11 protein-coding genes and 1 tRNA gene are annotated in these 13,058 nt (G+C 57.6%); 9 read left to right on the forward strand and 3 right to left on the reverse strand.

From position 1 onward, the window contains the following. The first annotated feature begins 8 nt into the window (after positions 1-8). From eptA to arnF, 9 genes are all read left to right on the forward strand, one after another. Positions 9-1,646 carry a phosphoethanolamine transferase EptA gene (eptA, locus tag J2Y91_RS10170; RefSeq protein ID WP_133624915.1) on the forward strand — a complete coding sequence of 546 codons (1,638 nt, stop codon included), beginning with the start codon at positions 9-11 and terminating at the stop codon, positions 1,644-1,646. Between the two features lie 3 nt (positions 1,647-1,649). After that, on the forward strand, positions 1,650-2,324 hold the full coding sequence (locus tag J2Y91_RS10175) for a response regulator (protein ID WP_133624914.1): 675 nt from the start codon (positions 1,650-1,652) through the stop codon (positions 2,322-2,324). A 675-nt stretch (positions 2,325-2,999) separates the two neighbouring features. Then, on the forward strand, positions 3,000-4,136 hold the full coding sequence (gene arnB / locus J2Y91_RS10180; protein ID WP_208864897.1) for a UDP-4-amino-4-deoxy-L-arabinose aminotransferase: 1,137 nt from the start codon (positions 3,000-3,002) through the stop codon (positions 4,134-4,136). Continuing rightward, positions 4,137-5,117, forward strand: a complete 981-nt coding sequence (arnC, locus tag J2Y91_RS10185; RefSeq protein WP_133624912.1) for an undecaprenyl-phosphate 4-deoxy-4-formamido-L-arabinose transferase — start codon at positions 4,137-4,139, stop codon at positions 5,115-5,117. Further along, positions 5,117-7,099, forward strand: coding sequence for a bifunctional UDP-4-amino-4-deoxy-L-arabinose formyltransferase/UDP-glucuronic acid oxidase ArnA (arnA, locus tag J2Y91_RS10190; protein WP_133624911.1), 1,983 nt, complete (start codon positions 5,117-5,119; stop codon positions 7,097-7,099). The genes arnC and arnA overlap by 1 nt, the downstream gene beginning before the upstream one ends. Beyond that, positions 7,096-7,998: a 4-deoxy-4-formamido-L-arabinose-phosphoundecaprenol deformylase gene (arnD, locus tag J2Y91_RS10195; protein ID WP_133624910.1), complete on the forward strand. Its 903-nt coding sequence runs from the start codon at positions 7,096-7,098 to the stop codon at positions 7,996-7,998. Before arnA ends, arnD begins: the two co-directional genes overlap by 4 nt. Continuing rightward, positions 7,995-9,653, forward strand: a complete 1,659-nt coding sequence (gene arnT, locus J2Y91_RS10200; protein ID WP_133624909.1) for a lipid IV(A) 4-amino-4-deoxy-L-arabinosyltransferase — start codon at positions 7,995-7,997, stop codon at positions 9,651-9,653. Before arnD ends, arnT begins: the two co-directional genes overlap by 4 nt. Next, positions 9,650-9,979 carry a 4-amino-4-deoxy-L-arabinose-phosphoundecaprenol flippase subunit ArnE gene (arnE, locus tag J2Y91_RS10205; RefSeq protein WP_166643200.1) on the forward strand — a complete coding sequence of 110 codons (330 nt, stop codon included), beginning with the start codon at positions 9,650-9,652 and terminating at the stop codon, positions 9,977-9,979. Before arnT ends, arnE begins: the two co-directional genes overlap by 4 nt. Further along, on the forward strand, positions 9,976-10,359 hold the full coding sequence (gene arnF / locus J2Y91_RS10210) for a 4-amino-4-deoxy-L-arabinose-phosphoundecaprenol flippase subunit ArnF (RefSeq protein WP_133625137.1): 384 nt from the start codon (positions 9,976-9,978) through the stop codon (positions 10,357-10,359). Before arnE ends, arnF begins: the two co-directional genes overlap by 4 nt. A 44-nt stretch (positions 10,360-10,403) precedes the next feature. Here the strand turns inward: arnF and J2Y91_RS10215 are convergent. From J2Y91_RS10215 to J2Y91_RS10225, 3 genes are all read right to left on the reverse strand, one after another. Next, positions 10,404-10,479: transfer RNA gene (locus J2Y91_RS10215), tRNA-Phe, on the reverse strand. A 110-nt stretch (positions 10,480-10,589) separates the two neighbouring features. Then, a complete protein-coding gene (locus J2Y91_RS10220) occupies positions 10,590-11,168 on the reverse strand; it encodes a transcriptional regulator (RefSeq protein ID WP_048917446.1) in 579 nt (192 codons plus the stop codon). A gap of 44 nt (positions 11,169-11,212) precedes the next feature. After that, positions 11,213-12,937 (reverse strand): protein-disulfide reductase DsbD, encoded by a 1,725-nt coding sequence (locus tag J2Y91_RS10225; RefSeq protein WP_253538093.1) that lies wholly within the window; start codon positions 12,935-12,937, stop codon positions 11,213-11,215. Positions 12,938-13,058 lie beyond the last annotated feature (121 nt).

Below are 13,058 nucleotides of genomic sequence, written 5' to 3' on the forward strand. Positions count from 1 at the left end.
CAAAAGTTATGCCACTGCTTTACTTTAAAAGACCAGCGCTGAGCCGCATCTCTTATCTGATTCTCTTTTCACTCTATATCTCAGTCTTTCTGAATATTGCCTATTACCGTCAGGTTTTAGTGGATATGCCGCTTGATAACCTGCGCACCGTGCTGGTGTTCCTGTCGATGCCGGTGGTGGCTTTTAGCGTGATTAATATCATCACCACGCTGGCCTCGTTCCTGTGGCTCGACCGCCCGGTGATTGCCCTGTTTATCCTGGTCTCGGCCTGCGCGCAGTATTTCATTATCAATTACGGCATTGTGCTCGACCGTTCGATGATCGTGAACATGATGGACACCACCGCATCGGAGACCTTTGCGCTACTGACGCCGAAAATGGTGATTACGCTGCTGCTGACGGCGGTACTGATGATGGTGATGGCGTTCTGGGTGCGGATTAAAAAGACGCAGCCGCTGTGGAGAAGCGCGCTCTATCGCCTGATCGGCGTGGCGATCTCCATCTGCCTGATCCTGCTGGTGGCGCTGTTCTTCTACAAAGATTATGCCTCGCTGTTTCGCAATAATAAGGAACTGGTGAAGGCGTTAAGCCCGTCGAACAGCATTGTCGCCTCGCTCTCTTATTACTCGCATCAGAAGCTGGCGAATGCTCCGCTGATTAAGATTGGCGAGGATGCAAAGCTAAACCCGTTAATGAGCGGCGGTAAAAAAAATCTGACCATTATCGTGCTGGGTGAAACCACGCGCGCGGACAACTTCTCGCTGGGCGGCACTTATTCGCGTGAGACCACGCCGCTGCTGGCAAAAGAGGATGTGGCTTACTTCCCGCACACCATTTCGTGCGGCACGGCCACGGCGGTGTCGGTGCCCTGCATGTTCTCCAATATGCCACGCGCCCATTACGACAGCGACCTTGCCGCTCACCAGGAGGGGATGCTGGATATCATTCAGCGCGCCGGTATTCAGGTGCTGTGGAAGGATAACGATGGCGGCTGTAAAGGGGCCTGCGATCGCGTGCCGCATGAGGATGTCACCAGCCTGAACCTGGCAGATATGTGCATCAACGGTGAATGTTACGACGAGGCGCTGTTCCACAATCTTGAGGATTATATTCAGAACCTGAAAGGCAACGGCGTCATTGTTCTGCACACCATCGGCAGCCACGGCCCGACCTACTGGCACCGTTATCCGCCACAGTTCCGCAAATTTACCCCGACCTGTGATACCAGCCAGATTCAGGAGTGCTCGCAGCAGCAGCTGATAAATACTTACGACAATACCATTCTGTATATCGATTACATCGTCGATAAAGCGATTAACGTGCTGAAATCACATCAGGATCGGTACACCACCAGCCTGGTTTATCTCTCCGATCACGGTGAGTCGCTGGGGGAAAACGGCGCCTATCTGCACGGCCTGCCGTATGCGATTGCGCCGATGACGCAGAAGCACGTCCCGATGTTGATCTGGCTGTCGCCGGACTATCAGCAGCGCTATGGCGTTAACGGCGAGTGTCTGAAAAAGCTGGCGAAAAACGATGAGTTTTCTCAGGACAACCTGTTCTCCACGATGCTGGGATTAACCGGCACGCAGACCAAAGAGTATGTTCCAGGGGATGACATTCTGACGTCATGCCGGAGTCGATAATCCATGAAAATTCTTATTGTCGAGCATGATGCCCTGCTTTTGCAGGGCCTTATTCTGGCACTGGAAGGCGAAGGTTATGTTTGCGAAGGGGTCGCCACCCGGCGGGAGGCGGAAACGCATCTCGCTTCCGGCTTATACCAGCTGGTGATCCTTGACCTCGGGCTGCCGGACGGCGCGGGCCTCTACCTGCTGTCACATTTATGCCACCAGATTAAACGCTTGCCGGTGCTGATTATCACCGCCCGCGACGCGGTCGATGAGCGTATTGCCGGGCTTGAAGCCGGTGCGGACGATGACATCATCAAGCCCTTTTCGAACCAGGAGCTGCTGGCGCGGGTGCATAAACTGACCCACTCCGGGATTCGCGGGCGACAGCAGGTGGTGGTCGACGATCTGCGCCTCGAAATGAAATATCGCCAGATTTTTATGAACGATCGGGCGCTCGAAATTACCCCCAAAGAGTATGTCATCCTGGCGCGCCTGATGATGAGCGTTGGCAACCCGGTGCACCGCGATACGCTGTGTGAGGATATTTATCAGCGCAGGAGCCAACCCACCACCAACGTACTGGAAGTGCATATCCATAACTTACGGGAGAAAATTGGCAAAGAGCGCATTCGCACGGTGCGTAGCTTTGGCTATGCGTTAATCAGGCAGGGGGAAAAAGACAAAACCTGATGACAGCATGAGGTGGGGTTCACAGAGTAAACCAGATGTACAGAAAGCTCACCAGGGCCAGCGAAGTGAGCGCCAGCGCGGCTGACGCGTTAATTACCGATTTCATCACGACAGACTCCTGAAAAAAAAGTAATGATATGGCTAAAATATTAAGACCACCTTAAGGCAGCGTTAATTTTCCCCCTCCTGTTTTTGATCCGCCCGCTGCACGATTTCTGCGCACCGTTTCTGGCCGCTGTCGCCTCAATTTCTTACTCTTTTAACTCTTCCTTTCTCCCTCCTTGTTACCCGGCCAAATTGCCAGTCGCGCAATATGTGCTCTTTTTTTCCTGACAGGGAGAAACCCGAAGCGGCAAAGTATCGTAGCGCTCGTGAAATCTTTGTGCGCATAACTCATTATTTTGTTTGGGTAATTTTAATTTCTCTTCTACGGAGATAGATTGTTCAGCGTTGCGTTTAATGTTTAGTTAAGGAAGCTCATATAGGATTAATCTGCATCTCATGATGGGCGTGGGCTGAGATAACCTGCGGCTATTCCCGACAGAAAAATATGCGTGCTGAGAGCTAACTGTCACATTTAAGTAAAATTTTATGTGTAATTACTATCCCTGCGGGACGCCAGAAAAGCACGTTGTGCTAAATTGAACAGACTGAAAACATTAAAGGATTTTAATAATGGCGTTCCTTCCCTTTTCGCGCCCTTCACTGGGTGAAGCGGAGCTGGCCGCGGTACAGGAAGTATTTCAATCCGGCTGGATCACTACCGGGCCAAAGTGTGCTGAGCTCGAACAGGCGTTCTGCCAGCTAACCGGTAATCAGCATGCCATCGCCGTAAGTTCGGCCACGGCAGGTATGCACGTCACGCTGATGGCGTTAAATATTCAGGCGGGTGATGAAGTGATCACGCCGTCAATGACCTGGGTTTCAACGCTGAATATCATCACGCTGCTGGGCGCTACGCCGGTGATGATCGATGTTGACCCGGAGACGTTAATGGTCACGCCAGAGGCGGTTGCAGCGGCGATCACCCCACGTACCAAAGCGATCATTCCCGTCCATTACGCCGGTGCGCCTGCGGATATCGACGCCATTCAGGCCATTGGTCAGCGCCACGGTATTGCGGTGATTGAGGATGCCGCGCACGCGGCGGGGACCTACTATCACCAGCGCCATGTCGGCGGGCAGGGGACTGCAATTTTCTCCTTCCACGCCATCAAAAATATGACCTGCGCAGAAGGCGGGCTGGTGGTGACGGACGACGCCGCGCTGGCCGAGCGCATTCGCATGCTGAAATTCCACGGCCTCGGCGTTGATGCGTTTGACCGCCAGACTCACGGCCGCCAGCCGCAGGCGGAGGTGATCTCCCCCGGGTTTAAATACAACCTGCCGGATATCAGCGCGGCAATCGCGCTGGTACAGCTGGCAAAGCTGGACGAGATCAACGCCCGCCGCAGCGCCATCGCACAGCGTTATCTTGCCGCGCTGCAGGACACGCCATTCAAGCCGCTGGCCCAGCCGGGATGGCCACACCGGCACGCCTGGCATCTGTTTATTATTCGCGTCGACGAGACCACCTGCGGCATCTCCCGCGATGGGTTGATGCAGGCGCTGAAAGCGCAGGATATTGGCACCGGGCTGCATTTCCGCGCGGCGCATACCCACCGCTATTACCGCGAACGCTATCCGCAGCTCTCGCTGCCTGCTACCGAGTGGAACAGCGAGCGTATCTGCTCCATCCCGCTTTTTCCTGATATGACCGACAGTGACGTCGAGCGCGTGATTACTGCACTGCGCGGGCTTGCCGGGGTTTAAATGATGACGGATAAAAAAATTGAGAAAGTGTCGGTGGTGATCCCGGTTTATAACGAGCAGGAGAGCCTGCCCGAGCTGATCCGCCGCACCGAGGCTGCCTGTCAAACGCTGAATCTGCGGTATGAAATCCTGCTGGTGGATGACGGCAGCCAGGATGCCTCCGCCGAGATGATCGCCGCCGCCGCCGAAACGGCCGGCAGCCATGTGGTGGCGGTGCTGCTGAACCGCAACTACGGCCAGCACTCGGCGATTATGGCCGGGTTTAGCCATGTGAGCGGCGATCTCATCATCACGCTGGACGCGGATTTACAAAACCCGCCGGAAGAGATCCCCCGGCTGGTTGCTGCTGCTCAGGAAGGGTATGACGTGGTGGGCACGGTGCGCCAGAACCGCCAGGACAGCTGGTTCCGCCGCCGCGCGTCGCGCACCATCAACCACCTTATCCAGCGCGTTACGGGTAAGGCGATGGGGGATTATGGCTGCATGCTGCGCGCCTATCGTCGCCATATTATCGATGCGATGCTCAACTGCCATGAGCGCAGCACCTTTATTCCGATCCTCGCCAATACCTTTGCGCGCCGTACCATTGAGCTGCCGGTGACGCACGCCGAGCGCGAGTTTGGCGACTCTAAATACAGCTTTATGCGCCTGATTAACCTGATGTATGACCTGGTGACCTGCCTGACCACCACGCCGCTGCGCATGCTCAGCGTGCTTGGCAGCCTGATTGCGCTGTCAGGGTTTGCCTTCTCCCTGATGTTGATCGTGCTGCGCCTGTTTTTCGGTGCCGCCTGGGCGGGCGAAGGTGTCTTTGTGCTGTTTGCCATCCTGTTTATGTTTATCGGGGCGCAGTTTATCGGTATGGGGCTGCTCGGTGAATATATCGGCCGCATCTACAACGATGTGCGGGCCAGACCTCGCTATTTTATTCAACGCGTTATCCATCCTAAGAAAGACGCTTCAGTACAGGAATCCGAGTAATGAAAACCATCGTTTTTGCTTATCACGACATGGGCTGTGCGGGTATCCGCGCGCTGCTTCAGGCAGGTTTTTCCATCAGCGCGATTTTCACCCATGCCGATCGGGCGTCTGAGAATCATTTCTTTGGCTCGGTAGCGCGTCTGGCGGCGGAAAACAGCATCCCGGTGTATGCCCCTGATGACGTCAATCACCCGCTGTGGATCGACCGTATTCAGGCGATGGCACCAGACCTGATTTTCTCCTTCTACTATCGCAACCTGCTTTGCGACCGCATCCTTAACAGCGCGCAGCACGGCGCGTTTAACCTGCATGGTTCCCTGTTGCCGAAATATCGTGGCCGCGCGCCGCTTAACTGGGCGCTGGTTAATGGGGAAAGCGAAACCGGGGTCACGCTGCACCGCATGGTGAAACAGGCCGATGCGGGTGAGATTGTGGCCCAGCAGCGTGTCAGCATTGAAGCGGAAGATAACGCGCTGACGCTGCACCATAAGATGGTGAAGAGCGCCAGCACGCTGCTGGAAAACATTCTGCCGGTGATGAAGCAGGGCACCATCACCGGCCAGCCGCAGGATGAAACGCAGGCAACGGTGGTGGGCCGCCGTACGCCAGAAGATGGGCGTATTAACTGGGCGCTTTCGGCGCAGCAGGTCAATAACCTGATCCGCGCCGTCACCGATCCGTGGCCGGGCGCTTTTGCCTATGCCGGGACCTCAAAATTTGTGGTGTGGAAAGCCAAAGTGCTGGCGAGCAACAGCCAGGCTAAGCCAGGCACCGTGCTGTCAGCAGAGCCGTTTGTGGTGGCCTGCGGTGACGGTGCGCTGGAAATTCTCACTGGTCAGACCGAAAACAGCGTCTATATGAACGGCAGCCAGCTGGCGCAGAACCTTGGCATGGTAACGGGCGCGCTGCTCTACTCCAGGCCGGTCGCGGCGATCAAACGCCGCACGCGCGTGCTGATCCTGGGCGTCAATGGCTTTATCGGTAACCACCTGACCGAGCGTCTGCTGCGCGATGACAATTTTGACGTGTTTGGCCTCGATATCGGTTCCGATGCCATCAGCCGCTTTGTCGGCCATCCCCGTTTCCAGTTTGTCGAAGGGGATATCAGCATTCACTCCGAGTGGATCGAGTATCACATCAAAAAATGTGACGTGATCCTGCCGCTGGTTGCCATCGCCACGCCAATTGAATACACCCGCAATCCGCTCCGGGTATTTGAACTGGACTTCGAAGAGAACCTCAAAATCATTCGTGACTGCGTGAAGTACGGTAAGCGCATCATCTTCCCGTCGACGTCCGAAGTGTACGGGATGTGTACCGATGCCAACTTCGATGAGGATAACTCCAACCTGGTGGTTGGCCCCATCAACAAACAGCGCTGGATTTACTCGGTGTCGAAGCAGCTGCTGGACCGCGTCATCTGGGCATATGGCGAAAAAGAGGGGCTGCGCTTTACGCTGTTCCGCCCGTTTAACTGGATGGGACCGCGCCTTGATAACCTGAATGCCGCGCGCATTGGCAGCTCGCGCGCCATTACCCAGCTCATTCTTAATCTGGTGGAAGGTTCGCCGATCAAGCTGATTGACGGTGGCCGTCAGAAGCGATGCTTCACCGATATCAGCGACGGCATTGAAGCGCTGTTCCGCATTATAGAAAACAGAGATAACAACTGCGATGGGCAGATTGTGAATATCGGTAATCCGGATAACGAAGCCAGTATCAAAGAGCTGGCCGAATGCCTGCTCGCCAGCTTTGAGCGCCATCCGCTGCGCGACCGCTTCCCGCCGTTTGCCGGCTTCCGCGAGGTGGAAAGCAGCAGCTATTACGGTAAAGGCTATCAGGATGTGGAACATCGCAAGCCGTCTATCCGTAATGCCAAACGTCTGCTGGGTTGGGTTCCGACGGTGGAGATGAACACCACCATCGATAACACGCTCGACTTCTTCCTGCGCACCGTTGAGCTGCAGGAGGGCGATGAATGAGAAAAGTCGGTCTGCGGGTTGATGTCGATACCTGGCGCGGAACCGAGCAGGGGGTGCCTGCGCTGCTGAATGTGTTTAACCAGCATAATATTCAGGCCACTTTCTTCTTCAGCGTTGGACCAGACAATATGGGGCGTCATTTATGGCGCCTGTTAAAACCGCGTTTCCTGTGGAAAATGCTGCGCTCGCGCGCGGCATCGCTCTACGGTTGGGATATTTTGCTGGCCGGCACCGCATGGCCGGGCAAGGTGATTGGCGAGGGGTTGAAATCTACTATTCTGGCCACCGCCGAACATCATGAAGTGGGCCTGCACGCCTGGGATCACTTCGCCTGGCAGACCTGGGCTGGCGTCTGGCCCAGCGCGCAGCTCGACAGGCATATCGCTCTCGGGCGCGAAGCGCTGGAAGCGATTATCGGGCAGCCGGTAACCTGCTCTGCCGTGGCTGGCTGGCGTGCCGATGGCCGGGTGGTGCAGGCCAAGCAGGGCTGCGGATTTACCTATAACAGCGACTGCCGGGGCACGGCACCGTTTCGCCCGCTGCTGAGTAACGGGCAGCCGGGCACGGTGCAGATCCCGGTCACGTTGCCCACCTGGGATGAAGTGGTGGGGCCAGCGGTCAGCGCCGGGCGCTTTAACGACTACATCCTCGCCAAGATTCATGCCGACCAGGGGACGCCGGTCTATACCATTCATGCCGAAGTGGAGGGGATTAGCCAGCTTCAGGCTTTCTCCGAACTGCTCCAGCGCGCTAAGGAGCAGGGATTGCAGTTTTGTCCTTTGAGCGAGCTACTGCCGCAAGATGTAAACACTTTACCGACCGGAAAAATTATCCGTGGTCATATTGCCGGTCGCGAAGGATGGCTTGGCTGTGAAACTTTGACAGGATCATCGGAATGACGACAACCAGCAAATCGCTCTTATTGATTTCATTATTCATTCTCTATTACTTAATCCCGATTGAATTCCGCCACCTGTGGCAACCTGACGAAACGCGTTACGCGGAGATCAGTCGCGAGATGCTGCAAAGCGGCAACTGGGTAACGCCGCATTTCTTTGATTCGCGCTATTTCGAGAAGCCGATAGCCGGTTACTGGTTCAATAACATTGGCCAGATGATATTTGGTCATAATAATTTTGCCGTGCGCATCGGTTCGGTATTTTGCACGCTGCTCAGTGCGCTGATGGTGTACTGGCTGGGGCGGCGCATCTATGGCGGGCGCGCCATTGCGCTGACGGCGAGCGTGATTTTCCTCACCTCGCTGCTGGTCTACGGCGTGGGCACCTACGCGGTGCTCGACCCGATGCTGGCGCTGTGGATGACGGCGGCGATGTGCTGCTACTGGTTCGCCAGCGAAGCGGTGAGCGTCAGGCAGCGGGTGCTGCGCTATCTGCTGCTGGGATTAGCCTGTGGTATGGGCTTTATGACCAAAGGTTTTCTGGCGCTCGCGGTGCCGGCGATCGCCATTCTGCCCTGGGCGATCTGGCATCAGCGCCTGCGTGAACTGCTGGTTTACGGTCCGCTGGCGGTAGTCAGTGCGGCGCTGTTAAGCATGCCGTGGGCGATGGCCATTCATCAGCAGCAGCCTGACTTCTGGCACTATTTCTTCTGGGTTGAGCATATTCAGCGCTTTGCCGACTCCGATGCCCAGCATAAAGCGCCATTCTGGTATTACCTGCCAATTATCGTGGCGGGCGCGCTGCCGTGGGCGGCCCTGTTACCCGGCGCGTTATCGATGGGCTGGCGCGAACGACAGCAGTCTGCCGGTGGACTGTATTTACTCAGCTGGGTGGTGATCCCATTCCTGTTCTTTAGCATCGCCAAAGGTAAGTTGCCGACCTATCTGCTGCCGCTGTTTGCCCCGCTGGCCCTGCTGATGGCGCAGTATGGCTACCGCCTGGCGCAGCAGGGCAGCCGCATCCTCAAGGTGAATGGCTGGATCAATGTTGCCTTTGGGCTGGTTTGTGTCATCGCGCTGCTGCTGGTACTGGCTCCATGGGGATTGAGCCACCGCCCGCTCTACCCGGCGCATCAGATGCTGGCGCTGGGGATGGCAACGCTCTCCTTCGCGGGCTGGGCGCTGGCGGGCCTCCTGAGCCTGCGGCCCGGTGCTCACCGCTGGCTAGCCGCGGCGCTTTGTCCGCTGGCGCTGGCGCTGTGCGTAGGAGCGGCTATTCCGGAGAGCGTGCAGAACACCAAACAGCCTCAGGTGTTTATCCAGCCTATCGCGGATAGGCTGGCTGGCAGCCGCTTTATTCTTAGCGATAACTCAGGGATCGCCTCCGGCATCGCCTGGGCGCTACAGCGCAGCGATATCCTCGCGTTCGATAAGAAGGGTGAATTGAGCTATGGCCTGAGCTACCCGGATGCGCAGGCGCGTTACGTCAGCGAGCAGGATTTCCCGCAGTGGCTGGCGGCCCATCGTCAGGATGGAACCGTTTCGCTGGTGCTGATGCTCAACCGTGGTGAAGCGACGCCGACCAATCTGCCGCCCGCTGATTATGTCTATCGTGCCGATCGCTTGCTGCTGCTGCAGTACTACGCCGTAAAATGATCATCAGCCTGCTGTTGGTGCTGTTAACCAGTCTGCTGACCTGTGCCGGGCAGCTGTGCCAGAAACAGGCGGCACATCAGACTCAGCGCCGCCTGATGCTGCGCTGGCTCATTGCCAGCGTGCTGCTGTTGGCAGGCGGCATGCTGGTGTGGCTGATGGTGCTACAACGGCTGCCGGTTAGCCTGGCTTACCCGATGCTGAGCATCAACTTTATCCTGGTCGCGCTGGCGGGGCATTTTATCTGGCGTGAACAGCTCACGTGGAATCAGTGGCTGGGTACAGCGCTGATTATGGTGGGCGTGGCGATGATCGGGAGTTACGTATAATGGGGTACGTTTTTGCCCTGTGCAGCGTGATGCTGGTGACGCTGGCTCAGCTGATGCTGCGCTGGTCGATGGTGAGATTGCCGGGCATTGAGGAGATCGCCGGGCAGTGGCAGCAGCTGTCGCTGCCTGCGGTGATAGCGCTGTGTGCCGGCTTGCTGGCCTATACGCTGTCGATGCTTTGCTGGATGCTGGCGCTCAGGCGTATCGCGCTCAGCCGGGCTTATCCGCTGCTCAGCCTGAGCTATGTGCTGGTGTGGCTGTTGGCGATCGCGCTGCCGATATTCTCCGAACCTTTCCATATCGGGGCGCTGATCGGCGTGCTGCTGATCATTATCGGGCTGGTATTGAGCTGCCTGAAGCCTGCGGTAAAAAAGCGGTAAGCACAGAAAGCAAAAAACCCGCCAGAGGCGGGTTTTTCTAAATATGGTGCCCGAACCCGGAATCGAACCAGGGACACGGGGATTTTCAATCCCCTGCTCTACCGACTGAGCTATTCGGGCAACGGGGCGCATTAAACCGTAAAGGCCGTTCGGCGTCAACGGCTTTGTCATAAAAAAGACGCAAACTCCCGCCGACTGCCTGCTTTTTGCCCGCCTGGATTAAAAGCTGTTCAGCTCAGCGCACCGTTCTTGCGGCACAGCGCAAAGTTGAGCACATCTTCCGCCAGGCAGCGCGCAGTCTCGACATCCTCTACCTGGCGTTTAACCAGCAGGCGTGACAGGCAGCCCTCCAGAATCAGCTCCATCTGGTGCGCGACGCCCGCAGGGTTGTCCGTTTCCAGCTCGCTCAGCAATTGATGAGTGAACTGCCACGAAGCCTGTTTTTGCAGCTCGGCAATCTGGTGGATCGGGTGCTCCGGCTGCGGATAGAAGCTGCAGGCGGCAATAAACAGGCAGCCGGGATAGCGCTTATTGTTCACCGCATCGGCCAGCACCTGGTAACGGGCCAGCAGTTTTTGCCCGGCGCTCAGGCTATCATCCAGCAGCAGCTGGCGGCGCCACACGTCGATCTGCTGGCCGTGATAGCGCAGCGCGTCATACAGCAGCGCGTCGCGATCCGGCCAGAAGCGCTGCAGCTCCTGTGCACTGCAGTCCAGTTCACCCGCCATCATTTCAAGAGAGGTGGTCGCCGCAAGGCCATGCTGCTCCAGCACGTTCAGAGCCTGTTCAAGTACGTGTTCACGCTGCACGCGGTTCTCCTCTTTTACACTTCATTATCGAACCTTAGTGTCGTTTAACGCGCCAGTTTCTGCAAATGCGCGCGGAAAGCGGCAGGTTTCATCCAGCCGGTGATGCGCGAGCCGGGAATTTCGTGGCCGCTGGCATCGAAGAACAAAATGGTCGGCAGGCCGAGCACGTTCAGGTGCTGGAGCAGGGCGCTGTCGGTGGCACTGTTGGCGGTGACGTCCGCCTGTAACAGCTGCAGCTGGCCGAGCGCGCTCTGCACCTGGCCGTCGCTGAAGGTGTACTTCTCAAACTCTTTGCAGGCCACGCACCAGTCGGCATACAGATCGAGCAGGGTGATTTTGCCCGCGCTGTTTTGCAGCTGCTGGTTGAGCTGCTCAACGCTGCTGACGCGGTTAAAGCTGAGGTGCGCGGCCGATTCTGCCGTTGGCGCATTGCCGAAGGCCCAGTCCTGTAACGGGCGGGCAGCAATCAGCATGGCGCCCAGCAGCAGGATTTGCAGCACGCGCAGCCAGCCGCGGTTGGCTTTCAGGCTGCTGATAAATGCCCAGCCGAAGAAGGCCACGCCCAGCGCGCTCCACAGGCGCAGGCCCCAGGCATCGCCGATAACGCGTTCCAGCAGGAACACCGGCAGGGCGAGGATGACGAAGCCGAAGCCCTCTTTGACCGTCTGCATCCACGGGCCGCTTTTCGGCAGCAGGCGGTTACCAAACAGCGTAATGGCAATCAGCGGCAGGCCCATGCCCAGCGCGTAGAGATACAGCGTGCCGCCACCGGCCAGCATATTGCCGCTCTGGGCGATATACAGCAGGATGGCGCTGAGCGGGGCAGTGGTGCACGGCGAGCAGATCAGCCCGGCCAGCGCGCCCATCAGGAATACGCCGGGCAGCGATCCCCCCTGCTGGCGGTTGCTCCACAGCGTCAGGCGGGTCTGCAGGGAAGAGGGCAGCTGCAGGCTGAACAGGCCAAACATCGACAGCGCCAGCACGATAAACAACGCGGAAAGCACGATCAGGACGGCGGGAGCCTGCAGCGCCGCCTGGAAGCGCAGCCCGGCAGCGGCGACAACAATCCCCATCACCGTGTAGGTCAGCGCCATTCCCTGCACATAGACCATCGCCAGCGCGAACAGGCGGCCCAGGCGGTACTGGCGGTTACCGCCGAGGATAATGCCGGAGATTAGCGGATACATCGGCAGTACGCAGGGGGTGAACGCCACGCCAATCCCAATCAGCAATGCCCACAGCGGGGAGAATGGCAGGGTATTATCGCTGCGGTTATCCGGCGCGGCGCTGACGGCGGCTGATGGCGCGGGCGCAGGTGCGCTGCTGTGGGCTGCCACGGCATTGAGCGGCACGCTGCGGGTTTCCGGCGGGTAGCAGAATCCGGCAGCGGCGCAGCCCTGATAGGTGACCGTCATCTGCGCGCCGTTCCCGGCCTGCTCAAGGGTAAACGGCAGCGTCAGGCTCTGCGGGTAGATTTCGGTCTTGCCGTAGAACTCATCTTCGTGTGGCTTGCCTGCAGGCAGTTCCCACTGCGCCAGGGTCGCGCCCTGTACGCTGATCTTCAGCTGTTGGCGATAAAGGTAGTAGCCGGGCTTGACCTGCCAGCTGAGCGTGAGCTGATCGTTTTTCTGAGAAAAATCAAAAGCAAAAGCCTGATTGACCGGAACAAACTGGCTGTTACTGTTCTGCCCGAACAGTGATGCACTGGCGGTAGCGCTGAACAGGCTGAGCAACAGCAGAAAAATGTAGGGGATAAGTCGCTGGGTCATAACGGGTCTTTCTCTCTCCATGTGGGACCGGCCTTACGGGGGAGAGATAATAGCATGGCGTAGGAATTTCGGGTCGACACTAAATGAGCGGGTCGACCGGAAAAAAGGTCGACCCCTACAG

Source organism: Erwinia aphidicola (genome assembly GCF_024169515.1).
In the GTDB taxonomy this organism is placed as follows: Bacteria; Pseudomonadota; Gammaproteobacteria; order Enterobacterales; family Enterobacteriaceae; genus Erwinia; species Erwinia aphidicola.